The organism is Sphingomonas sp. NPDC092440, assembly GCF_044754985.1.
Lineage (GTDB): Bacteria > Pseudomonadota > Alphaproteobacteria > Sphingomonadales > Sphingomonadaceae > Sphingomonas.
Window position 1 is genome coordinate 14645 of sequence record NZ_JBIVQA010000016.1, and the last position, 22221, is coordinate 36865.

At 69.5% G+C, this 22221-nt stretch carries 26 protein-coding genes; 13 read left to right on the top strand and 13 right to left on the bottom strand.

All coding sequences use genetic code 11. The features are described 5' to 3' along the window. Positions 1 to 110 precede the first annotated feature (110 nt). Both ACIQCS_RS20775 and ACIQCS_RS20780 read right to left on the bottom strand, forming a co-directional pair. On the bottom strand, positions 111 to 701 hold the full coding sequence (locus ACIQCS_RS20775) for a DedA family protein (protein WP_345848600.1): 591 nt from the start codon (positions 699 to 701) through the stop codon (positions 111 to 113). Between the two features lie 230 nt (positions 702 to 931). Further along, positions 932 to 2011: a hypothetical protein gene (locus tag ACIQCS_RS20780; protein WP_345848597.1), complete on the bottom strand. Its 1080-nt coding sequence runs from the start codon at positions 2009 to 2011 to the stop codon at positions 932 to 934. A gap of 311 nt (positions 2012 to 2322) precedes the next feature. Here ACIQCS_RS20780 and ACIQCS_RS20785 point away from each other — a divergent pair, with 311 nt between their 5' ends. Genes ACIQCS_RS20785 through arsH form a run of 4 tightly spaced genes read left to right on the top strand, consistent with a single transcriptional unit; the run spans position 2323 to position 4505 of the window. Then, positions 2323 to 2652 carry a metalloregulator ArsR/SmtB family transcription factor gene (locus ACIQCS_RS20785; protein ID WP_345848596.1) on the top strand — a complete coding sequence of 110 codons (330 nt, stop codon included), beginning with the start codon at positions 2323 to 2325 and terminating at the stop codon, positions 2650 to 2652. Between the two features lie 10 nt (positions 2653 to 2662). Further along, the gene (arsC, locus tag ACIQCS_RS20790) at positions 2663 to 3094 is read left to right on the top strand and encodes an arsenate reductase (glutaredoxin) (protein ID WP_345848595.1); all 432 of its coding nucleotides are present in this window, start codon (positions 2663 to 2665) and stop codon (positions 3092 to 3094) included. Next, positions 3091 to 3759, top strand: coding sequence for an aquaporin (locus ACIQCS_RS20795; protein ID WP_345848594.1), 669 nt, complete (start codon positions 3091 to 3093; stop codon positions 3757 to 3759). Before arsC ends, ACIQCS_RS20795 begins: the two co-directional genes overlap by 4 nt. Further along, positions 3756 to 4505 (top strand): arsenical resistance protein ArsH, encoded by a 750-nt coding sequence (gene arsH, locus ACIQCS_RS20800; protein WP_345848593.1) that lies wholly within the window; start codon positions 3756 to 3758, stop codon positions 4503 to 4505. The genes ACIQCS_RS20795 and arsH overlap by 4 nt, the downstream gene beginning before the upstream one ends. Before the next feature lie 6 nt (positions 4506 to 4511). On the opposite strand, the gene ACIQCS_RS20805 is transcribed toward arsH, so the two are convergent. From ACIQCS_RS20805 to ACIQCS_RS20820, 4 genes are all read right to left on the bottom strand, one after another. After that, positions 4512 to 5069, bottom strand: a complete 558-nt coding sequence (locus ACIQCS_RS20805; protein ID WP_345848591.1) for a GNAT family N-acetyltransferase — start codon at positions 5067 to 5069, stop codon at positions 4512 to 4514. Positions 5070 to 5193: 124 nt separating this feature from the next. Continuing rightward, positions 5194 to 6204, bottom strand: coding sequence for a hypothetical protein (locus ACIQCS_RS20810; RefSeq protein WP_345848589.1), 1011 nt, complete (start codon positions 6202 to 6204; stop codon positions 5194 to 5196). Beyond that, positions 6201 to 7307: a hypothetical protein gene (locus tag ACIQCS_RS20815; protein WP_345848587.1), complete on the bottom strand. Its 1107-nt coding sequence runs from the start codon at positions 7305 to 7307 to the stop codon at positions 6201 to 6203. Before ACIQCS_RS20815 ends, ACIQCS_RS20810 begins: the two co-directional genes overlap by 4 nt. Positions 7308 to 7614: 307 nt before the next feature. Further along, positions 7615 to 8496: a helix-turn-helix domain-containing protein gene (locus tag ACIQCS_RS20820; RefSeq protein ID WP_345848585.1), complete on the bottom strand. Its 882-nt coding sequence runs from the start codon at positions 8494 to 8496 to the stop codon at positions 7615 to 7617. A gap of 256 nt (positions 8497 to 8752) precedes the next feature. On the opposite strand from ACIQCS_RS20820, the gene ACIQCS_RS20825 reads away from it, so the two are divergent. The 4 genes from ACIQCS_RS20825 (at position 8753) to ACIQCS_RS20840 (ending at position 11639) form a co-directional block, all read left to right on the top strand. Continuing rightward, a complete protein-coding gene (locus ACIQCS_RS20825; protein WP_345848583.1) occupies positions 8753 to 9781 on the top strand; it encodes a hypothetical protein in 1029 nt (342 codons plus the stop codon). 65 nt (positions 9782 to 9846) lie between these two features. Beyond that, positions 9847 to 10371 (top strand): superoxide dismutase family protein, encoded by a 525-nt coding sequence (locus tag ACIQCS_RS20830; RefSeq protein WP_280281022.1) that lies wholly within the window; start codon positions 9847 to 9849, stop codon positions 10369 to 10371. Positions 10372 to 10396: 25 nt separating this feature from the next. After that, the gene (locus tag ACIQCS_RS20835) at positions 10397 to 10861 is read left to right on the top strand and encodes a low molecular weight protein-tyrosine-phosphatase (RefSeq protein ID WP_345848581.1); all 465 of its coding nucleotides are present in this window, start codon (positions 10397 to 10399) and stop codon (positions 10859 to 10861) included. Between the two features lie 496 nt (positions 10862 to 11357). Then, positions 11358 to 11639, top strand: coding sequence for a hypothetical protein (locus ACIQCS_RS20840; RefSeq protein ID WP_345848579.1), 282 nt, complete (start codon positions 11358 to 11360; stop codon positions 11637 to 11639). A 350-nt stretch (positions 11640 to 11989) separates the two neighbouring features. Here the strand turns inward: ACIQCS_RS20840 and ACIQCS_RS20845 are convergent, their stop codons facing one another. Continuing rightward, entirely contained in the window at positions 11990 to 12880 is an 891-nt protein-coding gene (locus ACIQCS_RS20845) for an alpha/beta hydrolase (protein ID WP_345848578.1), read from the bottom strand. A 143-nt stretch (positions 12881 to 13023) separates the two neighbouring features. On the opposite strand from ACIQCS_RS20845, the gene ACIQCS_RS20850 reads away from it, so the two are divergent. Further along, complete coding sequence (locus ACIQCS_RS20850) at positions 13024 to 13173, top strand: hypothetical protein (protein ID WP_345848576.1); 150 nt, start codon at positions 13024 to 13026, stop codon at positions 13171 to 13173. A 133-nt stretch (positions 13174 to 13306) separates the two neighbouring features. Further along, positions 13307 to 15613: an ATP-binding protein gene (locus ACIQCS_RS20855; protein WP_345848574.1), complete on the top strand. Its 2307-nt coding sequence runs from the start codon at positions 13307 to 13309 to the stop codon at positions 15611 to 15613. Positions 15614 to 15648: 35 nt separating this feature from the next. On the opposite strand, the gene thpR is transcribed toward ACIQCS_RS20855, so the two are convergent. Continuing rightward, the gene (gene thpR / locus ACIQCS_RS20860; protein ID WP_280281040.1) at positions 15649 to 16185 is read right to left on the bottom strand and encodes an RNA 2',3'-cyclic phosphodiesterase; all 537 of its coding nucleotides are present in this window, start codon (positions 16183 to 16185) and stop codon (positions 15649 to 15651) included. A 96-nt stretch (positions 16186 to 16281) separates the two neighbouring features. Here thpR and ACIQCS_RS20865 point away from each other — a divergent pair, with 96 nt between their 5' ends. The 3 genes from ACIQCS_RS20865 to ACIQCS_RS20875 all read left to right on the top strand — a co-directional run bounded on the left by ACIQCS_RS20865 (position 16282) and on the right by ACIQCS_RS20875 (position 18512). Further along, positions 16282 to 17034: a Bax inhibitor-1/YccA family protein gene (locus ACIQCS_RS20865; protein ID WP_280281015.1), complete on the top strand. Its 753-nt coding sequence runs from the start codon at positions 16282 to 16284 to the stop codon at positions 17032 to 17034. Between the two features lie 162 nt (positions 17035 to 17196). Next, positions 17197 to 17544, top strand: coding sequence for a hypothetical protein (locus tag ACIQCS_RS20870; RefSeq protein WP_345848573.1), 348 nt, complete (start codon positions 17197 to 17199; stop codon positions 17542 to 17544). An 8-nt stretch (positions 17545 to 17552) separates the two neighbouring features. Then, positions 17553 to 18512 carry a cation diffusion facilitator family transporter gene (locus ACIQCS_RS20875; RefSeq protein ID WP_345848571.1) on the top strand — a complete coding sequence of 320 codons (960 nt, stop codon included), beginning with the start codon at positions 17553 to 17555 and terminating at the stop codon, positions 18510 to 18512. A gap of 208 nt (positions 18513 to 18720) precedes the next feature. Here ACIQCS_RS20875 and ACIQCS_RS20880 read toward each other — a convergent pair whose 3' ends face one another. From ACIQCS_RS20880 to ACIQCS_RS20900, 5 genes are all read right to left on the bottom strand, one after another. Then, positions 18721 to 19881, bottom strand: a complete 1161-nt coding sequence (locus ACIQCS_RS20880) for an alpha/beta fold hydrolase (RefSeq protein WP_345848569.1) — start codon at positions 19879 to 19881, stop codon at positions 18721 to 18723. 70 nt (positions 19882 to 19951) lie between these two features. Continuing rightward, positions 19952 to 20827: a LysR family transcriptional regulator gene (locus ACIQCS_RS20885; protein WP_345848567.1), complete on the bottom strand. Its 876-nt coding sequence runs from the start codon at positions 20825 to 20827 to the stop codon at positions 19952 to 19954. Between the two features lie 81 nt (positions 20828 to 20908). Then, positions 20909 to 21352 (bottom strand): GFA family protein, encoded by a 444-nt coding sequence (locus ACIQCS_RS20890; RefSeq protein ID WP_345848566.1) that lies wholly within the window; start codon positions 21350 to 21352, stop codon positions 20909 to 20911. A gap of 25 nt (positions 21353 to 21377) precedes the next feature. Then, the gene (locus ACIQCS_RS20895) at positions 21378 to 21839 is read right to left on the bottom strand and encodes an SRPBCC domain-containing protein (protein ID WP_345848564.1); all 462 of its coding nucleotides are present in this window, start codon (positions 21837 to 21839) and stop codon (positions 21378 to 21380) included. Then, positions 21836 to 22165 carry a metalloregulator ArsR/SmtB family transcription factor gene (locus ACIQCS_RS20900; protein ID WP_345848563.1) on the bottom strand — a complete coding sequence of 110 codons (330 nt, stop codon included), beginning with the start codon at positions 22163 to 22165 and terminating at the stop codon, positions 21836 to 21838. The genes ACIQCS_RS20895 and ACIQCS_RS20900 overlap by 4 nt, the downstream gene beginning before the upstream one ends. Between the last annotated feature and the right edge of the window lie 56 nt (positions 22166 to 22221).

A 22221-nucleotide genomic window follows, 5' to 3' on the forward strand; every position in this document is an offset into this window, starting at 1 on the left:
AGTGCTGCGAATGCGAAGATTCGCGGGTGCCGCTAGCACGCGGGAGGGGCGGGGGGAAGGGGAGGGTTTCCCGCAATGCGCGAGCGTTCGAATGACTCTGATCGAACTTCTCAATGGTCCGGCACGGAAACCGGCGGCGAAACCCGGCGCACGATCGCATGATGCGGGAGGTGGCGCAGCGCGAGCCGGGCGAGCAGCAGGCCGATCCCGGCGGCGACCGCGATATGCTCGATCACGCGCAACTGGCCGAAGACGGCGTGGAGGCTGTGGCCAAGGGCATAGCCGACCAGCGTGAAGATCAGGCTCCACAGCAGCGAGGCGAGGGCGCTGAGCCAAGTATAGCGGATCACCGAAATACCGGTCATGCCCAGCGCCGTGGGGCCGATCATCCGCATGCCGAACATGAAATGGAGCGCGAAGGCGAGGCTTTGCGGGTGATGGGCGATCATCGCTTCGCTGCGGGCGAAGCCGGGGCGGGCCATGGCCTGGCGAACGAAGCGGACATGCGAAAGATAGCGGCCCATCAGGAAGAAGACCTGCGCCGAGGCGAAGGACATGGCCGCTCCGATCAGCACCACCGCGGGCAATGACATCATGCCCTGATGCGCGAGCACCCCGCCGGTGGCGACTGCCATCTCGCCCTGCAGCAGCGCCCCGATCAACAGCGCGACGACACCATATTGCGCGAGCAGCTCTTCCATCGGCCCGGTTCCCTTTGGATCAGGCTGGCGGGCATATCATATCGGGAGCCGGAGGGGGCAGGCGCGTTTCGGGCCGACGGGGCGCGGGCGCAGGCTCCGGCTCCGGCATGGGGTCGCGCGGGCACGTCGGCGTGCTGCGGATGCGAAGATCGCGGGTGCCGCCCGCCCGTGGGAAGGGCGGGGCGGGGCATGTGGATCTCGGCCGTGCCGCCCGAAAGCACGGTGACCGGCTATTGCGGCGCGCCGCTGACGGTCACGTTGGTGCGATTGCCCGCCTTGTCCAGCGCATAGGTGGCGGCGACGCCGTCATTGCTCCCCCCGGAATGGGCAACGCCGACCAGGCGCCCCAACGCGTCGTAGCTGTAGCTGGTCATCTCGGAGAGCTGCGTGAGGGCAACCGCATATCCGCCCGCATTGTCGCCGAAGCAGCAATCGTTGATGTTGGCATAGAGGGCGCCGGACGTCGCCGCCGTGAAGACATAGCTGTCCCCCATGACGAAATAGTCGCCATGGCCCTGGGGAGATGCCGTGAACGTCCCCAGCAGGGCGCCATAGAGCCGCTGCGGGCCGCCGATGCCATAGGCGGTCGGGCCGCTCGACGGATCATAGTCCAGGCCGTCGGGATAGAAGGCGGCATAGGGCGCGGCGAAGCTCGCGGTCGGCTTGCCGATCGGCGTGAAGGTCAGCCCCTGGCCGCCATTGCAGCCGGTGCAGAGGTTCGCGATGCCGCCGGCGGTGACGCGATAGGTCTTGCCGGCGACGACATTGCCCACGAATATGGGCGCAGGCGAAGTCGTGCCGACGCTGGCGACTTCCGTCAGGGTGACGGCATATCCGCCGGCATTGTCGCCGAAGCAGCAGTCGTTGATCTTCGCATAGAGCGCGCCCGACGCGCCTGCCACGAACATATGGGCCGCGCCCAGCACGAAATAATCGCCATGGCCCTGGGGAGATGCCGTGAACGTCCCCAGCAGGGCGCCATAGAGCCGCTGCGGGCCGCCGATGCCATAGGCGGTCGGGCCGCTCGACGGATCATAGTCCAGGCCGTTGGGATAGAAGGCGGCATAGGGCGGCGCGAAGGCGCTGGTCGGCCTGCCGTCCGGCGTGAAGTTGAGACCCTGGCCGCCATTGCAGCCGGTGCACAGATCGGCGCGGCCGCTCGCCGTCACGCGATAGGCCTTGCCGGCGACGACGTTGCCGATGAACGTCGGCGCCACCGACGCGGCGTTCACGGTTGCGGCCTGCGCCGGTCGACCCACGCCCAGCAGGAGCGCTACGGCTCCGATCGCCAGGAATAGCGCGTGCTTCATGCCCCCAATCACGATCTTCCCCCTTTGCATCCGCGCGGGATCACTCGGTCTTCGGCCGAACCGCTCGCCCCATGCCGGGTCCCTGCCCGCATGGGAGCAGGGGCTCGCGGCACCAGGTCGGGATATCTGCGGTGCGCCGGCCCCCGATTGCCCTTGGCGCAATTGATGGCCGACTTGCGCGCGAGGGGCAACCATTCAGGACGGGCCGGCGCCGGGTGCCGCCGCTCTCGCAGCGCGCCTGGAGGGAGTTTCATCGGAAAATAACGATGCGTTATTGACAGGCTTTCTTTGCATCGAATAAAGCCGATGGAATGGAAACCGAAGCGGCTCTCTCGATGCTGGCGGCGCTTGCGCACCCCACGCGCCTGTCCACCTTCCGGCTGCTGGTCCGGCACGAGCCCGGGGGGCTGTCGACCGGGGAGCTGGTGGCGGCGAGCGGCCTCACGCAGAGCACGTTCTCCACGCACCTCGCGGTCCTCGTCAAAGCCGGCCTGGTCGTGCCCGAGAAGCGCGGGCGCCAGCAGATCCAGCGCGTCAGCATCGCTGCGCTGCGCGGCCTGATGCTCTTCCTCGCCAAGGATTGCTGCCAGGGCAGCGCCGAATTGTGCGAGCCGCTGCTCGCCGAACTGACCTGCTGCTGAGGGGCCGGCCGTGACCGACATCATCCTGTACCACAATCCCGATTGCGGCACTTCGCGCAACACGCTCGCGATGATCCGCAACGCCGGCCTGGAGCCGCACGTCATCGAATATCTCAAGACGCCGCCGTCGCGCGCCATGCTGGTCCAGCTGATCGCGCGCGCCGGGATCACGCCGCGCCAGCTCCTGCGCGAGAAGGGCACGCCCTTTGCCGAGCTCGGCCTTGGCGATGCGGGGCTGGCGGACGCGGCGCTGATCGACGCGATGATGGCGCACCCGATCCTCATCAACCGGCCGCTGGTCGTCACGCCGCTGGGGGTGCGGCTGTGCCGCCCGTCCGAGACGGTCCTCGACATCCTGCCCGGGCCGCAACGCGGCGCCTTCGCCAAGGAGGATGGCGAGCAGGTCGTCGACGCGGCCGGCAACCGCCTTCCTCCCGCGTGAACCGCCGCGCGATCGCCGCCGAAGCGCTGGGCAGCTTCATGCTGTCCGCGACCGTGATCGGCTCCGGCATCATGGCCGAGCGTCTGGCGGGCGGGAATGCCGCCATCGCGCTGCTCGGCAACACGCTGGCGACGGCGGCGATGCTGTTCGTCCTCGTCACGATGCTGGCGCCGGTTTCCGGCGCGCATCTCAATCCCGCCGTGACTCTCGTCCTGCGCCTGCGCGGCCGGGTCCGGACCGATGCGGCGATCGCCTATGCCGCGGCGCAGCTGGCCGGCTGCGTCCTCGGCGCCTGGATCGCACACCTGATGTTCGACCTGCCGATCCTGCAACTGTCCGAAAGGATGCGCGGCGGCCCCGGCCAGCTGGCCGGCGAGGCGGTGGCGACCTTCGGGCTGGTCCTGACGATCCTGGGGACCGCGCGGCTGCGGCCCGGCAGCGTCCCGGCCGGCGTCGCGCTCTACATCGCCGCTGCCTATTGGTTCACCTCCTCCACCGGCTTCGCGAATCCCGCGATCACCATCGCCCGGTCGTTCAGCAACAGCTTCGCGGGCATCGCGCCGGCCGGCGTGCCCGGCTTCGTCGCCGCCCAGCTGGCAGGGGCGGTCGCTGCCTGGCTGGCGGGCGGCGTTTTCTTCCCCGATCGACGCGAGGAACGCTCATGAACCGTATCCGGGCATTGCCGGAACCCGATCATCTTCCGGCTCTGGACCGGGCCTTCGCGCCCGCGCGGCCCGCGCTGGGCCTTGGCGCCGCCGAGCCGCCGCCCCGCATCCTGCTGCTCTACGGGTCGCTGCGCGAGCGCTCCTTCTCCCGGCTCGCGATCGAGGAAGCCGCGCGCCTGCTCCGCTTCTTCGGCGCGGAGACCCGGATCTTCGACCCGTCCGACCTGCCGCTGCCCGATCAGGTCGCCGGGGACGATCATCCGGCCGTGCACGAGCTGCGCGCTCTGTCGCTATGGTCGGAGGGGCAGGTCTGGTGCAGCCCCGAGCGGCACGGCCAGATCAGCGGGATCATGAAGGCGCAGATCGATCATCTGCCGCTGGAGATGAAGGGCAGGCGCCCGACCCAGGGGCGCACGCTCGCGGTGATGCAGGTATCCGGCGGCTCGCAGTCGTTCAACGCGGTCAACACGCTTCGCCTGCTGGGCCGCTGGATGCGGATGTTCACCATCCCCAACCAGTCGTCGGTCGCCATGGCCTATCGGGAGTTCGACGATGCCGGGCGCATGAAGCCGTCGCGCTATTACGACCGGATCGTGGACGTGATGGAGGAGCTGGCGCGGATCACCGTCCTGATGCGCCCGCATGCGGACCGGCTGGTCGACCGATATTCGGAACGCAAGGCCGCGGGCATCCTGGCCGATCCGTCCGGCGACCGCGCGGATGCGGCGCTTGCCGATGGCGCATGACCCCGCTCAAGCCGCCCAGTCCCCGCGCGCCAGCCGATACACCGCGGTATCGCGCACATGGCCCGTCCAGGTGGTGAGGTCGGCCCCGCGCACCTCGACCAGTTCCGCGCCGAGCTTCTCGACGGCGCGGCGGGAGCGGGCGTTGCGGGTGTCGATGCGGAACTGGATCGCGGCATAGCCCCGCGCGAAGGCGCGCGCGATCATCAGCTGCTTCATCTCGGCGTTGAACGGCCCGCCGCGCACGCCCGGGGCGATATAGGTCGCGCCGATCTCGATCGCTTCGTCCGCGCCCGGCACCGGGATATAGCTGGTCATGCCGACCAGCCTCTCCGCGCCGCCGGGCTCCGTCGCCTGGCGGTCCAGCACCGCGAACATCGTCCAGCCCGGCATCGTGCGCAGGAGGCGCAGCGACGGGTCGAAATGCGCGCCGGCCATGCCGACCGGATAGATTTCCCAGATCTCCGGATCCTCCGCACAGGCCGCGCGCAGCGGCTCGACATGCGCGTCTCCGAACGGCGCCAGCCTGACGCGCGATCCCGCCATGGGCGTGCCCAGCATGGCCATGCTCTCCTCTCCCGCCGCCGGCCCGGAGGATCGGTGTCCCGGCGCACGGGCGCAGGCTTGGCGCGGATTGCAGCCCAATTGCGGCGCCTTCGCGGACGGTTGATGGCCGGGGTTGCGGCGCGCGCTACCCGATCGCCGCCGCCTGGTCGAGCAGGGCCGGCCAGTCGATCGCCAGGCAGGCGCCGATCGCCCGGCCCAGCGGGTCGTGCGGGTGCAGCCGGCCGCGGCTGAGCTCGCTGCTCATCGCCGTGCCGCCGCCATATTCCATCTTGAGCATCCGCAGGTCCGCCGCCGCCGCGCTGCCCGCATAGATCGCCGGGTCGAGCCCGAGCAGCCCGGCCGCCAGCGGCTTCACGCCCGGCCTGGCGCCGCGCCAGGCCAGCCGGGCCCTGGACTGGAGGCAGCGCACCCCGCGCGCCGTCCGATCGTGCGGCAGCTCGCAATTGGCGAAGCCGGGATTCAGCCACAGCTTCAGCCACACTGCCGGCTGATGGGAGCGGATGCGCGATCCGATCCGTTCGTTGCCGCCGGTATGGGGCTGGATCACGTTGAGCCGGAAGGTGATCGCGCCGCGCATGACCGGCCGGGCCTTCGGGCCGAATTCCGTGCCATAGCCCTCGATCAGCAGCTCCGGCTCGATGCTGGTGCCATGCGGGGCGCGGAACGGCGCCGAGGCCATCACCCGCTCGGCGAGGAAGGCCATGCGCCGCTCGAACAGCGCTTCCTCGTCCGGGCTGGACTGGCTGCGGGCGATGTCGGCCTTGTACGGGCCCGGCGCCGTCCAGCCGGGAACCTCGAGCCCGGGATAGGCGGCCATCGCCGATGCCGGGGCGAGATAGGGCGTGCGCCAATAGACGCCGAGATAGGCGGCATAGTCCCTGGTGGTGCCCGCCATCGGGCTGTCCCAGCCGGCATCGGGGAAGAGCGGCGGCCGGAAGCGGCGATGGCCCGGCATGTTGGGCTCGAGCGCGACCGACCCGGGGGGCGGCGCGACGCCCGCCGACAGCGCCACCGCATTGGGCGGGATCGGGGAGCGCACGGGATGCTCGCGCAGCCCCTGCGGCGGTGCCACCGGGGTGAGGCCCGCGTCCTGGACGAGGAGCAGCAGCGCGGCGGGAAGGGCGAGGACCTTCATTGCGCGCGCGGTGCTCCCGGGCTGTTCAGCCGGTCGACCAGGGCGCGCCAGTCCGGCAGGAAGCTGGCGGCGATCAGCCGGCCATAGATAGTGTCGGGCGAAAGCGAGCCCTGATGCGCCAGGCGTGCCTCGGCCGGGTTGCTGGCACCGGGCTCGACGGTGAGGATCTGGATGTCGGTCTTCGGCCGGGCGGGATCGAAGAAGCGGGGGTTCTCCACTTGCCTGCCGCCGCCGCCACGGAATTCCGAGACATGGGTCGGCCGGTCCCCGGCGACGACCAGTGCCGCGAAATCGGGCAGGAACGCCACCTGGGTGCCGTGGTAGCGGCCCCAGGCCGGCCCGCCGCGCAGCGGAATGTTGGAGGTGATGGCGATGCCCGCATTGTGCCCCTGTTCCGGCACGTGCCAGCGGCCGTCGCTGCCCTGCTTTGCCCCGGGGGTGGCGAGATGCAGGGCAGGTGCCCCGATCACCAGGCGGAAGCTGTAGACCTCGACGCCGGCAATGTCCTTGCGGCGCGTCATCCACACCGAGCCGCGCAGCGCCATGCCCTGGGCACGCTGGAGCGCGGGCATCTTGAGCACCGCCTGGTACAGCGCGTCGGCCTGGGCGAGCAGCGTGTCGACCGCGGCCTTGGGCAGGCCGGGGTCCGCGAACACCGCCGCGCGGGAGAGCCGCGGTGCCACCGCTCCCGCCGCGGTGCGGGATTCGCCCGCCGCGCCGCGCACTTTCGCCTGCGGCCACGCGCGCCAGAAGTCGATGAGGTAATGATAGGCGAAGCGCAGGTTGGTGCCGGGCAGATAGGGGCTCTTGGGGCCGGCCCCGGCGGGCAGGTTGCTGCCCTTGATGATCGGCAGCAGCCGCGATTCGACGGCGGGCGAATCATAGTCGCCCTTTTCGTAGAAGGGCGTGCCGTCCTCCACTCGGAGCAGGCGCGTGGTCTCGACGGGCCGATCCTCCGGCGCGCGGAGCTCCCAGCGGCCATAGGGATCATAGGTGGCACCGGTCTGCGGCCGGTCGGGGATCGTCGCGGGAATCTGGGCGCGGCCCGGGGGCACCCATCCCGTTGCCGTCGCCAGTATCGCCGCTGCCACGACAAGACGCATGCATCCCTCCATCGAGCGATGCGGAAAGGCCGGGACGGCGGGACGGGCAATCGGGGTGCGACGGACCTCGCGCATGGCGCGACCGGGCCGGCCGGTTAGGGCGCGGGCCGAAGCCCGCGCCCACCGATGGAGACCGCCGGTGGGCGCCGGCAGCCCGCCAGACCCCCGCGTTGCCACGAGCGCCGTGCGACGTGAGGGGGCCGGTGCCGCGGCCGCCCAAGTCCCTTGATCCGTCCCGGCTATTGGCCGGCGGGCCGCCGTCCTCAAGCGGCACGTTGCTCATTTTGGCGGAACCGCGGGCCGAGGCTCAGTCGAACGCCACCGGCGCGGGGCGGCCGGCGAGATAGGCGCGGGCGGGATCGTGGAGCGGGAAACCGTTTACACCCAGGCGCGCGAGCAGGAGCCGGACGGTGGAGAAGCTCCGGACGCTGGTCGCGATCGATTCGGGGCGGTTGAGCCAGGCTTCGGAAACGAGGAGCTTCTTCTTGCCCACCCGCTCGACGCGGCCATCCTCGAGCAGGTGGGCGAGGCGGCGGCGCACCGTTGCCTCGGGCAGGCCGAGCGCGCGGGCCACCGCGCTGGCGCGAACCGGCATGCGCAGCGACGGCGGCGGCTCCTTGCGGCCATCAGCATAGTGCCAGGACAGCTCGCGATCGGCGTTGAGCAGGCGCGAATTGGCGGCATAGATGGTCGAGAACAGCACCAGTTCCAGCCAGTCGCGATGCGTGCGCCGGTTGGTGTCGACCACCGCGAGCATCAGGTCGATCGCGGCCTGGACCCCGGCGGCGTGGTGATAGGGGCGGACGGTGCCCACTTCGGGCATCGGCACCCCGGCGCGTGCCATGTCGGCGACGAAGCGGACGGCGGCGTCATGGACGAGCGTGAGGAATTCGGTGAGCGCGGGCGAGCGCAGCTCGGCGGGGCTGGCCAGGACGCCGTCCGCCCGGCGTTCGCACCAGCCGGCATCGACCAGCGCGTGCACGTGCCGGCGCACCGTCTCATAGGGGCGGGACAGCGACATGGCGAGCGAATGGGCGGAGACGGTGGGGGCCAGCCCCTCACGCGTGCCGAAGGGATAGGTGTCGCGCGTGATCACCGCGAAGATCGTCACCCGGTCGAGATCGCCGTCGAACAGGCGGATCGCGCGCGCCAGCACCGTCGTCTGCAGCTCGGCGAGCAAGCGGGTCATGAGCCGGATCGGCGGGGGATCGGGAGGCAGGCGGATCGACATGCTCTATGCCGATACTCGCCGCTGCGGGCGCCGGCAGCTAGCCCGGCGAGGCCGTATTTCGCCAATTTGAGTAGCAGGAAACCGCAGATTCCCGGGGAAAATCCGCCGAAACCGTCCAATCGGGTAACCATGTTCGGCCAGGCACGGCTTAGGCCGACTCTTGCCCGCGCGGGCGCGGCGCGGGACAAGCGCGGCAAAGAAGGAGGGGAGCCGCATGAAATCCTGGATCGCCGCGACGCTGCTCGCGCTCGGCATGGCCGCCCGGCCGGCGGCGGCGCAGACCGCGCCGGTACCGCCCGAACGGCCGGCCTGCCGCGAAGTGGGCGACCTGCCCTTCCTCGTCATCGATGCCGGCAGCACGGCGCGGCTGGGCGCGATCGGGCTCGACCGCGCGGCGATCTTCGCACAGATGCGCGAGACTTCGATCCCCGAGACGATGGGCTGCTGGGCGATGCCGGTGGGCAATTTCGACAGCCAGCTCGTCTCGGTCGGCATGGCGCAGTGGAATTTCGGGACGGGAAGCCTGCAGCCCCTGCTCCAGGCGTGGAAGCGGGCGCAGGGCGGCGGGTTCCGCCGCGCGCGCAGGGCGCTGATGCCGGTCCATGGCAAGACGATCTTCTCGCACGCCTGTCTGGCGGTGCCGGTGAAGTCCAAATGCCGCGAGAAGATCCTGGCGGCGCATGGGCCGGACGGGAAGCTCGATCCCATCCTGTGGGGCGAGTTCAACGCCCTGTTCGAGAGCGACGCGATGCTGCAGGTGCAGCTCGACACCTATCTCGCGCTGCTCGAGGCGGTGCGGCAGGACCTGTTGCGGGTGTTTCCCGAGGGGCCGATCACCCTGCGCAAGGTGCGCTGGGCGGTGGATACCAAGGTGCAGCAGGGCGGCTTCCCGCTCGACGAGGACCTAGCGCGGCTGCGGCGCAAGCTGGCGGCGATGCCGGAGGGCGAGCGCTGGGACCGGCTCGGCGCGATCTTCGCCTGGTATGGGGCGCTGTCGCGCTCGATCGACCAGGACGGCGTGCAGCGCGACTGGGCCTGGAATCTCGATCGCTGGGGCTGCCTGCTCGACCGGCGGCGGATCGATCCGGAGCAGTATGAGATGCTCCATTTGACCTTCCTGCGGAGCCGCACCGCGATCGGCAATTCGGGGCGCTGGCAGGCGCTGACCTTCGAGCGGCGGGCCAAGATCATCCTCGGGGTCGGCAGCGTCTCGGGCAAGGCGGACGGAGAATGTTTGCGCTGACCCCTTGGAACCGGCGGCGCGGCCATCCATTACGTGACGGGAACATTTATCCGGAGTGCAGGGCGATGCGTGGTTTGCTGGTGACGGCGGGATTGTTGGCGGTGGCGGGCTGCGCGAGCCCGCAGAAGGACGCGCGCTACATGGCCGGCCATGCCCGCGCCCAGGCGGACCTCAAGATGGCCGACGGCACCGATGTCGGCAAGGCGATCGCCGAGGAAGTCGACGGCTCGATCCGCGTGATGGTGGAAGTGCACGGCCTGACCAAGGGCGTGCACGGCACCCATGTCCACACCGTGGGCAAGTGCGAGGGGCCGGACTTCGCCAGCGCCGGCGGCCATTGGAACCCGACCGCGCATCAGCACGGCAAGGACAATCCGATGGGTCCGCATGCCGGCGACATGCCCAATCTCTCGGTGGGCGAGGACGGCCGCGATCGCACGATCTTCGTGCTGCCCGGCGGCACCTATGCGGGGCTGATGGACGAGGACGGCGCGGCGCTCGTCGTCCATGCCAATGCCGACGACTACAAGACCGATCCCTCGGGCAATTCGGGCGGGCGCATCGCCTGCGGCGTCTTCCACGCGATGTGAGGCGGGGCGCGGCGGGGAAGCTTCCATGACGTCGGTGCTGTTCGTGTGCCTGGGCAATATCTGCCGTTCCCCGCTTGCCGAAGGCGCGCTGCGGGCGGCGGCGGAACGCGCGGGGCTGGACATCGCGGCGGATTCGGCGGGGACCGGCGACTGGCATGTCGGCGCGCCGCCCGATCGCCGCGCCCAGGCGGCGGCGCGGCGCCACGGAGTCGACATCTCCGGCCTTCGGGCGCGGCAGGTGCGGCCGGAGGATTTCTATCGCTTCGACCATGTGCTGGCGCTCGACGACCGGAATCTGCGAGACCTCGCCGCGACCGCGCCGGCAGATGCGACCGCCGAACTGGGGCTGCTGATGGATCTCGTGCCTGGGCGCGAAGGCAGTTCGGTCGCCGATCCCTATTTCGGGACGGACCGCGACTTCGACACGACCTGGGCGGAGGTGAGCGCGGCCGCCGAGGCGCTGGTGGCGCGGCTGGGGCGGTCCGGCTAGGGCACCCCGCTGGCGGACATGTGCTCGCCGGATCTCATACGTTATCGTCAACGGATCATGCGGCGTGCAGCAGATCCGGGAACCGTCGTCTGGGACTATCGAGATCCCGTTTGGGCAGGCGCCCAACCTGCAGAGGACCAGCGCGTGCCACCACGGAAGCCGAGGGACATCGGCTAAGCTGTATCCAGTGCGGGTTGAATCGTGTGATCCGCGATCCGCGTCTTCATGCGCGAGCCGGAAGTGGCGATGATGGCCGGTCGAGCACGAGAAACGAGCCGACAGCAACCGCCTCGAATTGCGTTGTTAACAACCGATCCGTCGCTGCCTGCTTGCGGGCACTCGGAGGGCCGGTAAGCTCGATGATATCGAGGCGCTGACGCGCAGGTGATGGAGAGTCTGATTGAGAGGGTGCCTACGCATTGCCGCCCCGATCATCGCTTTGCTCGCGTTGGCAATATATTGCGCCTTGCCGCACCCCATTCACGATCAGACGCAATTGAAGGTGATCGCGGCCGAATCCCGGCGTCTGATGGCGGCTTATCCGCTCGCCCCCGCGGCGCAGCGCGCCGACGTCCCGAAAGGCAAATGGCCGCCTGCCATCGCGAAGTTGGAGCCATATTCCGTGACCGTCCGCCACGGGATGGTAGATATCACGACAAAGCCGTTCTTCGACGGTGGCTGGGGCTATGGCTTCGCTTTGAACAAGCAGGATCTGACGATGCTCGTCGATTGCTGGTCGGAACTGGGGCACGACATATACTGGCACGGCCCCTGCTGATCGACGATGCCGTAGAGCGCCTTGAGACCTCGATCGGATATTTTGCCGCGAGAGACCGTGTTTTCAGAACATTCCACGCGGGCTTCGCCGGCTCCGAGTGCCCGTTGCAGGGGACGGAAAGCCTGACCGCGTGCGTCCTTGCCGGCGCAGTCGCTGCCCGGCTGAACGAAGCTGCCAGGACGGCTCGGTCCTTCCCGGAACTAGGTGCGGCTCCGTTCGATACCGACACCACTCGATCGGCCTTCGATCATGCCCTGGCCTGAAGCGGGGCGCGGAGTAGCGCTCTCCAGGGTCAGCCGGACGATCGGCCGGGCAGAATGCATCCCCGCAACGGACGGCACCGGCGGCCATCAGCGCGCCGGCCGGCCCCGCACCGCCGCGACGCCCTGCAGGATATTGTCGACCACGAATTGCGGCGCTTCGTGCGGCAGGCCGTGGCCCGCGCGTTCGGCAATGTTCTGATGCGCGTTGGTCGACAGGGTCAGGAATTCGCGCTGCATCTGCTGGGTGGCGTCCTCCAATTTGACGGCGATCGGTTCCGACAAGCCGGGGACCATGCGGAAGCGCGGGCTGTGGGTCGCGACGATCACCGGCTTGCTCCCAAGCGACCTGAGCAGATGCGCCTGTGCGGCGCTGGCGCGCATGTCGAGCCGCTCCTCGTTTCTGGCCGGATCCGCCTGCACGCTCATGAGGAAGGCCCGCGCTTCGGTCACGGCCTTTTCCTCGCCCGGTGCCGGTGCGGGCAGCTGCGCCAGCCATTTCGAGAACTGGTCGGGATGCGTCGTCGACACCAGCACCAACCCCGCCGTGTCGGCCGGGTATTGCGCCGCGAACACCTGGGAGTGGAGCCCGCCGATCGAATGGCCGACGAGCAGATAGGGCCCCTTCTCGCCCGCGGCCGACAATGCGGCATGCAAGTCGCGGGCGGCATCCCGGCTGGAGCGCGGCCCCGCGGGCGCCGGATCGCTCCCGCCCAGCCCGGCGCGATCGTACAGGCAGGTGCGCGCGACCGGTGCCACTTGGTCCGCGATGCCCCGCCAGCCCGGATCCTCGGCCGGCGCGGTTCCCATGCCGGCGTCGATCACCACCGTCGGCCCGCCGCTGCCTTTGCAGGTCAGGCGGATCGACCGTCCGCCGACATCGAAGCGGCCGTCGACCGGCTTCTCCTGGCCTGCCGCAATCGTGGCGGAAGCGAGGATGGCTACGCAGGACATGAGCTTGGCAATGAGCATGGTGTGCATATCCGCCTCCCGGTCGAAGGGGAGGATGTAAGCATGGATCACCCACCGCTCACAATGCCGGCCGTTCGGACGCGTTGACCCGGGCCGGGGCGTGACCCTAGGGACGGCATCCCCCGATGCGGGAGGATGGCGAGAGGCGCGCGATGCAAGGGACTGCGACAGGATTTCCCCTCGGTGTCGCGATCGGCGTGATATTCGGGGCGCTGATCGGCAACATGGCGATCGGCATATTGCTCGGGCTCGCCCTGGGCTTCGGGATCGTGAAGCTGCCGGGGAAGCGCAGCGGATCCTAGATGGCGAACCCGATCGGGGTTCTGACTTCCCGCGTCATCCTGGCGATCGGCGCGATATCGCTGGCGGCGTCTTTTCCCGGCGGACGCAGCATGTATAAACCATGGCCGGGGCGGGCGCGCATGGGGAGCATGGATGGCTGAAGCCGATGCCGCCTGGCCCAGCCACGGCGGAGAAACAGGGGAGAGGCTGCGGGCATCGGACTTGGCGGTGCCGGAACTCGGCCCGGTCGCGGGCTGGCCGCGCGAACTGAAGGTCGCGATCGACCTGATGCTCGCTTCGCCGCAGCGGGCCTTCGTCACCTGGGGCCCGGACTATCTGTTCTTCTACAACGACCGCATCCTCGACGCCTATCGCGACGAGGATCGGCGGATCTTCGGCCGCTCCTATCGCGAGAGCTGGCCGGCGGTGTGGGAAGAGGTGGGCACCCATTTCGAGCGGGCGTTCGCCGGCGAGCCGGTGCTCCGCCCCGGCCTGCACGTGCAGACCACGCGCGGCGGCGGCGAGAAGATCGACATCCATGTCGACCTGGCGCTGACGCCGATCCGCGACGCGGCGGGCAAGGTGGTGGGCATCTTCGGCACCAGCGCCGATCGGACCGAGCATTTCCACATGGCGGCGCGCGAGCGCGACGTGCGCGAGGCGCTGGAGGAGAAATCGCGCACGCTGGAAGTGGTCAACCAGGCGGGCACCGCGATCACCGGCGAGCGCGACAGCGCGCGCGTGGCGCAGACCGCGGTGGATGCGGGCGTGGCGCTGATCGGCGCGCAGTTCGGCGCCTTCTTCTACAACAGCACCGACGAGACCGAGGGCGAGCGCTACATGCTCTACGCGCTGTCCGGAGCGCCGCGCTCGGTGTTCGACAAGTTCCCGATGCCGCGGATCACCCGATTGTTCGAGCCGACCTTTGCCGGCACGGGCATCATCCGCGTCGACGACGTTACCGCGGATCCCCGCTACGGCCGGAACGCGCCGTTCAAGGGCATGCCCGAGGGGCATCTGCCCGTGCGCTCCTATCTGGCCGTGCCGGTGCGCACCCCGGCGGGGGACGTGATCGGCGGCCTGCTCTATGGCCATCCCGAGCCCGGCCGGTTCAGCGCCGCGGCCGAGGCGAGCCTGGTTAGCCTGGCCGGCCAGGCGGCACTGGCGATGGACAATGCCCGGCTGTTCGAGGCAGTGGCGCGCGAGCTGACGCGCCGCGCCGTTGCCGAGGAGGAGCTGCACGCGCTCAACGAGCGGCTGGAGACGCGCATTACCGAGGCGGTGACCGAGCGCGAGGCGGCGTTCGCCGCGCTCCAGCAGGCGCAGAAGATGGAGACGATCGGCAAGCTTACCGGCGGCGTGGCGCATGACTTCAACAATCTGCTCCAGGTGATCTCGGGCAATCTCCAGCTCCTCGCGCGCGACGTGCAGGGCAATGACAAGGCCGAGCGGCGCGTGGCGAACGCGCTGGCGGGGGTGCAGCGCGGATCGAAGCTGGCCAGCCAGCTGCTCGCCTTCGGCCGGCGTCAGCCGCTCGAGCCGCGCGTGCTCAACATCGGCCGGTTCCTGGGCGGCATGGAGGACATGCTGCGCCGCGCGCTGGGCGAGGCGATCGCGATCGAGGTGATCACTTCCGGCGGCCTGTGGAATTGCCAGGCCGACCCGACCCAGCTGGAGAATGCGATCCTCAACCTCGCGATCAACGCGCGCGACGCGATGGCGGGCACCGGCAAGCTGACGATCGAGGCGGCGAACGCCTCGCTCGACGATGCCTATACCAGCGGGCTGGATGACGTGCCGCCGGGCCAATATGTGATGCTGGCGGTGACCGACACCGGCACCGGCATCGATCCGAAGCTGATCGAGCAGGTGTTCGAGCCCTTCTTCTCCACCAAGCCCGAGGGGCAGGGATCGGGGCTGGGGCTCTCGATGGTCTATGGCTTCGTCAAGCAGTCCGGCGGCCATGTGAAGATCTATTCCGAGCTCGGCCACGGCACCACGCTGAAGCTCTATCTGCCGCGCGTGCGCGGGCGCGAGGAATTGGTGGTCACCTCGCCCGAGACCGTGACGATGCGCGGCGGCAACGAGACGATCCTGGTGGCCGAGGACGATCCGGACGTGCAGGCGACGGTGGTCGAGCTGCTGACCGACCTGGGCTATATCGTGCTGCGGGCCAACGACGCGCAGAGCGCGCTGAGCGTGATCGAGAGCGGCGTGGCGATCGACCTGCTGTTCACCGACGTGGTGATGCCGGGGGCGCTGAAGAGCCCGGAGCTGGCGCGGCTGGCGCGGGCGCGGCTACCCGAGCTCATGGTGCTCTTCACTTCGGGCTATACCGAGAACGCCATCGTGCACGACGGGCGGCTGGACGTGGGCGTGGAGCTGCTCTCCAAACCCTATACCCGCGAGCAGCTGGCGCGAAAGGTGCGCGCGGTGCTGGAGGGGAAGAAGCGCAGTTAGGACCCATATTCTCCCCTCCCTTCCAGGGAGGGGTGTCAGGCCTGGAGCGGATAGCGTTCCACTGCCTCGTAGCGCGCGCCTTCATGGCCGAGATGGCTTTCGAACAGGTAGAAATGGTCGAGCGCGAAGGATGGGCTGGCGAGGCCGGCATGCGCCTCGACGAAGCGCTCGGCCGCTTCGGCGGGAGCGTTCATCCGCGCCAGGGTGATGTGGGGGAGATAGGCCCGGCGCTCCGGCGGCTGGCCGGCGCGGACCAGCGCCTGGTCGATCTTGCGGTGGAGCCCGGCAAGCCCTTCGCGCGGGCGGATGCCGGCCCAGAGCGCGTTGATCCGGCCGCGGCTGTCGAACGTGCCGACACCCTCCAGCGCGACCGCGAGCGGCGGCCAGCGCACCGAGGAAAGCGCGAGCGCCGCGTCCTCGGCGGCGCGCTCGTCGACCTCGCCGATGAAGCGCAGGGTGATGTGGAGCTGGCCGTCGTCCTGCCAGCGCGCGCCGGGAATGCCGCCCATCAGCGCGCGCAACTGGGCGCGGATCGGGGCGGGCGGACGCAGGCCGACGAACAGGCGAAGCATGGCCGTGGCACTAGCGCGCCCGGTTTTGCTTGAAAACACCCGGCGCGGGGGCGATATTCACGGATACCGGCAGGTGCCGGGCAAAGGAGTTTTGAAATGGCTGACTGGTCGGATCCCCGGACGGGCGCGCCCTATGTGACCGCCGGCGCCGGCGCGGATGCGCGCGACGCGGGGCTCAGGTCGTACATGCTGTCCGTCTACAACTATATGGCCTCGGGCGTGCTGCTGACCGGCATCGTCGCGCTGCTCTTCGCCAAGAGCGGGGCGATCGCGGTGCTGTTCACCGAGCAGGCGAACGGCGCCGTCTCCCCCTCGCTGCTCGGCTGGATCGTGATGCTCGCGCCGCTCGGTATCGTGCTGGTGATGAGCTTCGGCCAGATGCGCCTCTCCACCCCGGCGATGCAGGCGCTGTACTGGGTCTATGCCACGGTGATGGGCCTCTCGCTCTCGACGATCTTCCTGCGCTACACCGATACCTCGATCGCGCAGGTGTTCTTCGCGACGGCGGCCGGCTTCGCGGGCCTCAGCCTGTGGGGCTACACCACCAAGCGTGACCTGTCGGGCATGGGCACCTTCCTGATCATGGGCCTGGTGGGCCTGATCGTCGCTTCGATCATCAACCTGTTCCTGCAGTCGGGGCCGCTGAGCCTGGCGCTCAGCGTGATCGGCGTGCTGCTGTTCGCGGGCCTCACCGCCTATGACACGCAGAAGATCAAGAGCATGTATTTCTACGTCCAGGGCAGCGACATGCGTGGCAAGGCCGTGGTGCTGGGCGCGCTGACGCTCTACCTCGACTTCATCAACATGTTCCTGTTCCTGCTGCGCCTGTTCGGCAGCCAGCGGAACTGATCCGGGGCGCCGCGCTGAGCGCGGCACCGCGAGATTCCGGGAAATGCGGCCCGGCGGGGAAACTCGCCGGGCCGTTTTCTTTTGCGCCTGGGCGAAGGCAGGTGCGGGAACGCGAATCGCAGGGCGTTCGTTACAGCCCGGCAACGCTCAGGAGAGTGAGTCATGGACGCGAACCCGATCGACCCGGCGCTGGACCCCCTGTCGGCGGTACCGGGCCCGAATGAGGAAACCAAGCGCACGGCCGCCCGATCGGCCGATGCCGGCACCGACGAATCGATCGCCGAGCGGCTGGCGCGCAACCCCGAGAGCAAGGAAGCGCGGCTCGACCGGGCGCTCGACGAATCGATGGATGCGTCGGATCCGCCCGCCTCGACCCAGCCGGTGCACAGCCATCGCGGCGGCGATCTTCCCGAAAGCTCGGGCTATGATCCGAGGAAGGAGGCCAGGCTGGCCCAGGGCGACGGCAAGGGCGTGATCGGCCGGATCCTGGCGAAGATCGGCCTCGGCTAAGGCCGGCAATGGCGGCCCCGCCCGCCGTGCCCGCGACGGGCTGGCGCGCCAACCTCGTCATCTATGCGGCGCTCGCCGCCAATCTCGGGATCGCGGCCGCCAAGTTCGTGGCGGCCGCGATCACCGCATCTTCCTCGATGCTAACCGAGGGTGTGCACAGCCTGGTCGACACGGGCAACCAGGGGCTGCTGCTCTATGGCCAGTATCGGGCGAAGCGCCTGCCCGACCGGGATCATCCCTTCGGCTATGGCCGCGAGCTTTATTTCTGGGCGTTCATCGTCGCCATCCTGATCTTCGGGCTGGGCGCCGGCGTCTCGATCTACGAGGGCTGGCGGCACATCGCCGCGCCCGAGCCGTTGCGCGATCCCCTGGTCAATTATGTCGTGCTCGCCATCGCCTTCGTGCTGGAAGGGGCGAGCTGGTGGGTCGCGATGCGCGCGTTCGCGGCGCGCAAGGGCGACCTCGGCTGGTGGCAGGCGATCAGGGAATCGAAGGATCCTTCCGGCTTCATCGTGCTGTTCGAGGATTCGGCGGCGCTGGCCGGGCTGGCTGTGGCGGCGGCCGGCGTGTGGGCAAGCCATCACTGGGACGATCCGCGGATCGACGGCTGGGCCTCGATCGCGATCGGCGTGATCCTGGCCGCGGTGGCGACGCTGCTGGCGCGCGAATCCAAGGGACTGTTGATCGGCGAGCGCGCCAATCTCGACATGGTGGCGCGGATCCGCGCGCTGCTCGAGGCGGAGCCGTGCATCACCCATGTCAACCATGTCCGCACCATCCACACCGCGCCCGACCGCATCTTCGTGGCGATCAGTGCCGATTTCGCCGACACGCTGCCGATGGGCGAGGCGGAGACGCTGATTGAGCGGCTCGAACAGCGGCTGAAGGCGCAGGAGCCCAAGCTCAGCTCGATCTATATCCGGCCCGAGAAGCGCGAGGATGCGGTGGACGCGCTGGCGATGGGATGAGCCCGGGCTATTCCGATTCCTCTCGTCATCCCCGGGGATGACGAGAGAGGGGATATCCAAGTCTCCAGCTTGAGCCATATCGACATTTGCAATGAAGGAGTCGAGTTCGTCGCGTCACTCTGTCACTCTGTCACTCCGTCACTCCGTCACTCCGGCCTCGTGCCGGGGTGACTGATATGGGGTGAAGTAGAAATCCCTGCCGATTCTCCTAGATGCGCCCGCAATCGCTCGGCGGCCTTTCCCCGGCGAAGCGCGCGTCGATCCAGTCGAGCGTGGTCCTGGCGGCGCCGGCGTCGCGCGCGGCGGCGCCATGGTCGCCGCCTGGCAGCGAGATGTAGCGTAGCGGCGCGCCGGTGCGGCAGCGCTGGCGGGCAAAGGCGAGCGTCACTGCCGGCGCGACCACGGTGTCGGCGGTCCCCTGCGCGATCAACAGGGGGCCGGGCACCGCGCCGGGCGCGACGCTGTTGGCGCGGGCGATGCCGGCCCAGGGCGGGGTGCTGCCCATGTCCTTGCTGCGCAGCGCGCCCCGGATCGCTGCGATGCCAAGGATCGTGCCGAGCCGCGGCTTCTTGCCGAGCTCGACGCAATTGTTGCGCGCCAGGCGCGTGGCGACCCCGGCATTGGTCTTGTTGAACAGGCTGGAGAGCGGATGGCCGAAATGCTGCGACCAGCTATAGGCCGCATAGGCTGCCAGCATCGCGCGGACATTGGCATCACTGCCCGAGCGGAGATTGGCGGCGAGATCGGTGGGCGGCGCGGCGGCGGCAGTGCCGAGCAGGCGCAGCTCGGGTGCGTAGCGCGCGGTCTCCGCGGCAGTCCACAGCGCCGCATGACCGCCCTGCGATTCGCCCCAGACCGCGAAATCGGCGCCGGCCCGGGCCTCGCGCAGCGACCGGGCGGCGCGCACCGCGTCGAGCACCGCGCGCGCGGTGTCGATGCCGACCAGATAGGGATGGGCCATGGGCGAGCCGAGCCCGGGATAATCGGGCGCGACCACCAGATAGCCGCGCGCGATCATCTCGGCGAGCGCGGGCGTCGCCTGCCAGAAATCGGCGCTCAGCGACGGCGCGCATCGCTCGACCACGCCCCAGGTGCCGTGCGTCCAGGCGATCACCCGGCGCGGCGCCGGCGATGGCACGCGATCGCGCGGGGCGACGATCATGCCGGTGACGCGGATCGCGCGGCCCTGCGCGTCGCTGGTCCAATAGGCGATACGCCAGCTGCGCATCGCCTCCGTCCCGCCGGAAACCGGTTCGGCGGAGATCAGCGTGCCGGGAGACTCCGCCGGCCTTTGGGCAGGCCCCTGGGCGAGCGCCGTGGCGGGCAGGGCGATGAGGAACAATATGGCGGACAAGAGGGTGCGCAGCATGACGAGCCTCCTTCGACGCGCCGCTTATCCCAGATCGAGGGCCTTGCCTCAACCGGTGCCGGCCGGGCGGTCAGGCGCGCATGCCCGCTTCCGTCACGATCCATTCCCGGAACGCGAGCATCGCCGGGCTGGGCGTGCGCGACTGGAGCCAGGTGAGCCAGTAGCGGCCGGTCGAGACTTCGAGCAGGAAGGGGCGGACGAGGCGGCCTTCGTCCAGATGGCGGGAAAGCATCGCCGGCGGGGCGAGGGCGACGCCCATACCCTGGATCGCCGCCTCGGCCATCGCCAGCGAGCTGTCGAACACCGGGCCGCGCAGCGGCGGCGGCGCGATGCCGGCCTGGGCGAGCCAGCGCGGCCATTCGTCGGCGCGGTAGGAGCGCAGCAACGGCAGGCCGAGCAGGTCCGCGGGTGTGGCGAGGCGCGCGGCCAGCGCGGGCGTGCAGAGCGGCGTGAGCGGCGTCTCGACCAGCGGCACCGCTTCGGTGCCGTGCCAGGCGCCGGCGCCGAAGCGAATCGCATAGTCGAGCCCTTCGCCGGCCAGGTCGACGCGGTTGTTGTTGGTGAACAGGCGCAGGTCGATGCGCGGATGCGCGGCATGGAAGGCGGGGAGGCGGGGAAGCAGCCAGCCGGTGGCGAAGGTGCCCACCGCGGCGACGGAGAGCAGCTGCGCGGCGGTGCCGCTGGCGATGCTCTCGACCAGTTCGGCGATGCGATCGAAGCTGTCCCCCAGCGCCGGGAGCAGCGCCAGCCCCTCGTCGGTGAGCGCAAGCCCGCGCGGCAGGCGGCGGAAGAGCTGGGTGCCGAGGCGCTGCTCCAGCCCCTTCACCTGATGGCTGATCGCGGCTTGCGTGACGCACAGCTCGATCGCGGCGCGAGTGAAGCTCAGATGCCGGGCCGACGCCTCGAAGGCGCGCAGGGCATTGAGGGGCAGGTGGGGGCGGACCATCGGGCACGGAGCATAAGTTCAGCTAATGCCCGACGCCAGATGGCGCGGCGGCTCGCGCTCTGCCCGCCGGTGCCGCGGGCGCTATTCCCAGCCTTGCTCAGTCCGGGCCGCGGCGGGGAGCTTCTCGAAGCGTTGCAGCGTGGGATCGAGATAGTCCCAGGGCTGCGCCGCCGCCGTCCACAGCGCGACGCGGGGCGCGAAGCGTTCGGGCGCGTCGAGCGTGGCGGGGCTGACGATGAACAGCTCGGGAATGTCGGGGAAGGTCATGTAGACCGGCGCCCCGCAGGTGCCGCAAAAGGCCCGGCTCTTGCGGGTGCCCTGCTCGCCGGTCGTCTCCCAGCGGTTGGGCGTGCCGGTGGTGCGGACATCGGCGCCGAAGAAAGTGAGGTGCGAGCTGTGGCCGGTGCCGCTGGCAAGCTGGCACTGGCGGCACTGGCAATGGTTCATGTCGACCGGCTCGCCGGCGACTTCATAGCCGATCGCGCCGCACGCGCAGCGGCCGGTATAGGGCGGGCTTCCGGACATGGTGGGCTCCTTCCTCGATCGCGGCTCAGCAGCCGGCCTCGGCCGCGACCGTACCGACCTGCTTCACCACCTTTTCCCAGCCATGGCGCATATTGGTGAACGCGGTCTCGTTGCGTGGCAGCTCGAAGCCCGAATGGGTGAGGCGCAGCAGCGTGCCGCCCGCCACCGCCGCGAGATCGAAGGTGACCACGGTGTCGAGCCGCGAGCCATAGCCCTGGTTCGCGGCATGGCCGCCGGCCCAGCTATAGGCGAAGCGGGTGTTGGGGGTGACGGTGAGCACCTCGCACCGGATCGTGCCGTCCCATTCGCCGGCGGGGGTGGTCTGATAGGTGAAGCGATTGCCCACCACCGGCTCGAAGCCCCTGGGCTCCATCAGCCAGCGTCCCATCAGCGCGCCGCTGGTCAACGCCTTCCAGATCACTTCCGGCGCATGGGGAAGCAGTTCCTCGACGAGGATCTGCCGGGTGACGGTATCGGCTTCGGTCATGGGTCGATTTCCTTGAGCAGGCTGCGGAGGTCGGAGAAGCGATCGCGCCAGAACAGGTCATAGTGCCGCATCCAGTCGAACAGCGGATCGAGGCCGTCGGGCCGCGCGCTGTAGAAGACCTGGCGCCCCTGCGGACGCTCGGCGACCAGCCCGGCCTGTTTCAGCGATTTCAGATGCTGCGAGATCGCCCCCTGGGTGACGCCGCTGCCGCGCGTGAGCTCGGCCACGCTGATCTGGTCGCTGCGCACGATCCGCTCGAACACCGATCGCCGGGTGGGATCGGCGAGCGCGCGCATCACGGTGTCGAGGGGAGCGGTCTGGAGCATGGCGAATCGATTAGCATTCGCTAATGCATTAGTCAATGCTAATTGATCAACGCCGT

Excerpts from the sequence above, each read along its gene's own strand:
- ACIQCS_RS20775 (WP_345848600.1), bottom strand. The coding sequence starts at position 701 with ATGGAAGAGCTGCTCGCGCAATATGGTGTCGTCGCGCTGTTGATCGGG.
- ACIQCS_RS20780 (WP_345848597.1), bottom strand. The coding sequence starts at position 2,011 with ATGAAGCACGCGCTATTCCTGGCGATCGGAGCCGTAGCGCTCCTGCTG.
- ACIQCS_RS20785 (WP_345848596.1), top strand. The coding sequence starts at position 2,323 with ATGGAAACCGAAGCGGCTCTCTCGATGCTGGCGGCGCTTGCGCACCCC.
- arsH (WP_345848593.1), top strand. The coding sequence starts at position 3,756 with ATGAACCGTATCCGGGCATTGCCGGAACCCGATCATCTTCCGGCTCTG.
- ACIQCS_RS20805 (WP_345848591.1), bottom strand. The coding sequence starts at position 5,069 with ATGGCCATGCTGGGCACGCCCATGGCGGGATCGCGCGTCAGGCTGGCG.
- ACIQCS_RS20810 (WP_345848589.1), bottom strand. The coding sequence starts at position 6,204 with ATGAAGGTCCTCGCCCTTCCCGCCGCGCTGCTGCTCCTCGTCCAGGAC.
- ACIQCS_RS20815 (WP_345848587.1), bottom strand. The coding sequence starts at position 7,307 with ATGCGTCTTGTCGTGGCAGCGGCGATACTGGCGACGGCAACGGGATGG.
- ACIQCS_RS20820 (WP_345848585.1), bottom strand. The coding sequence starts at position 8,496 with ATGACCCGCTTGCTCGCCGAGCTGCAGACGACGGTGCTGGCGCGCGCG.
- ACIQCS_RS20825 (WP_345848583.1), top strand. The coding sequence starts at position 8,753 with ATGAAATCCTGGATCGCCGCGACGCTGCTCGCGCTCGGCATGGCCGCC.
- ACIQCS_RS20830 (WP_280281022.1), top strand. The coding sequence starts at position 9,847 with ATGCGTGGTTTGCTGGTGACGGCGGGATTGTTGGCGGTGGCGGGCTGC.
- ACIQCS_RS20835 (WP_345848581.1), top strand. The coding sequence starts at position 10,397 with ATGACGTCGGTGCTGTTCGTGTGCCTGGGCAATATCTGCCGTTCCCCG.
- ACIQCS_RS20845 (WP_345848578.1), bottom strand. The coding sequence starts at position 12,880 with ATGCACACCATGCTCATTGCCAAGCTCATGTCCTGCGTAGCCATCCTC.
- ACIQCS_RS20850 (WP_345848576.1), top strand. The coding sequence starts at position 13,024 with ATGCAAGGGACTGCGACAGGATTTCCCCTCGGTGTCGCGATCGGCGTG.
- ACIQCS_RS20855 (WP_345848574.1), top strand. The coding sequence starts at position 13,307 with ATGGCTGAAGCCGATGCCGCCTGGCCCAGCCACGGCGGAGAAACAGGG.
- thpR (WP_280281040.1), bottom strand. The coding sequence starts at position 16,185 with ATGCTTCGCCTGTTCGTCGGCCTGCGTCCGCCCGCCCCGATCCGCGCC.
- ACIQCS_RS20865 (WP_280281015.1), top strand. The coding sequence starts at position 16,282 with ATGGCTGACTGGTCGGATCCCCGGACGGGCGCGCCCTATGTGACCGCC.
- ACIQCS_RS20870 (WP_345848573.1), top strand. The coding sequence starts at position 17,197 with ATGGACGCGAACCCGATCGACCCGGCGCTGGACCCCCTGTCGGCGGTA.
- ACIQCS_RS20875 (WP_345848571.1), top strand. The coding sequence starts at position 17,553 with ATGGCGGCCCCGCCCGCCGTGCCCGCGACGGGCTGGCGCGCCAACCTC.
- ACIQCS_RS20880 (WP_345848569.1), bottom strand. The coding sequence starts at position 19,881 with ATGCTGCGCACCCTCTTGTCCGCCATATTGTTCCTCATCGCCCTGCCC.
- ACIQCS_RS20885 (WP_345848567.1), bottom strand. The coding sequence starts at position 20,827 with ATGGTCCGCCCCCACCTGCCCCTCAATGCCCTGCGCGCCTTCGAGGCG.
- ACIQCS_RS20890 (WP_345848566.1), bottom strand. The coding sequence starts at position 21,352 with ATGTCCGGAAGCCCGCCCTATACCGGCCGCTGCGCGTGCGGCGCGATC.
- ACIQCS_RS20895 (WP_345848564.1), bottom strand. The coding sequence starts at position 21,839 with ATGACCGAAGCCGATACCGTCACCCGGCAGATCCTCGTCGAGGAACTG.
- ACIQCS_RS20900 (WP_345848563.1), bottom strand. The coding sequence starts at position 22,165 with ATGCTCCAGACCGCTCCCCTCGACACCGTGATGCGCGCGCTCGCCGAT.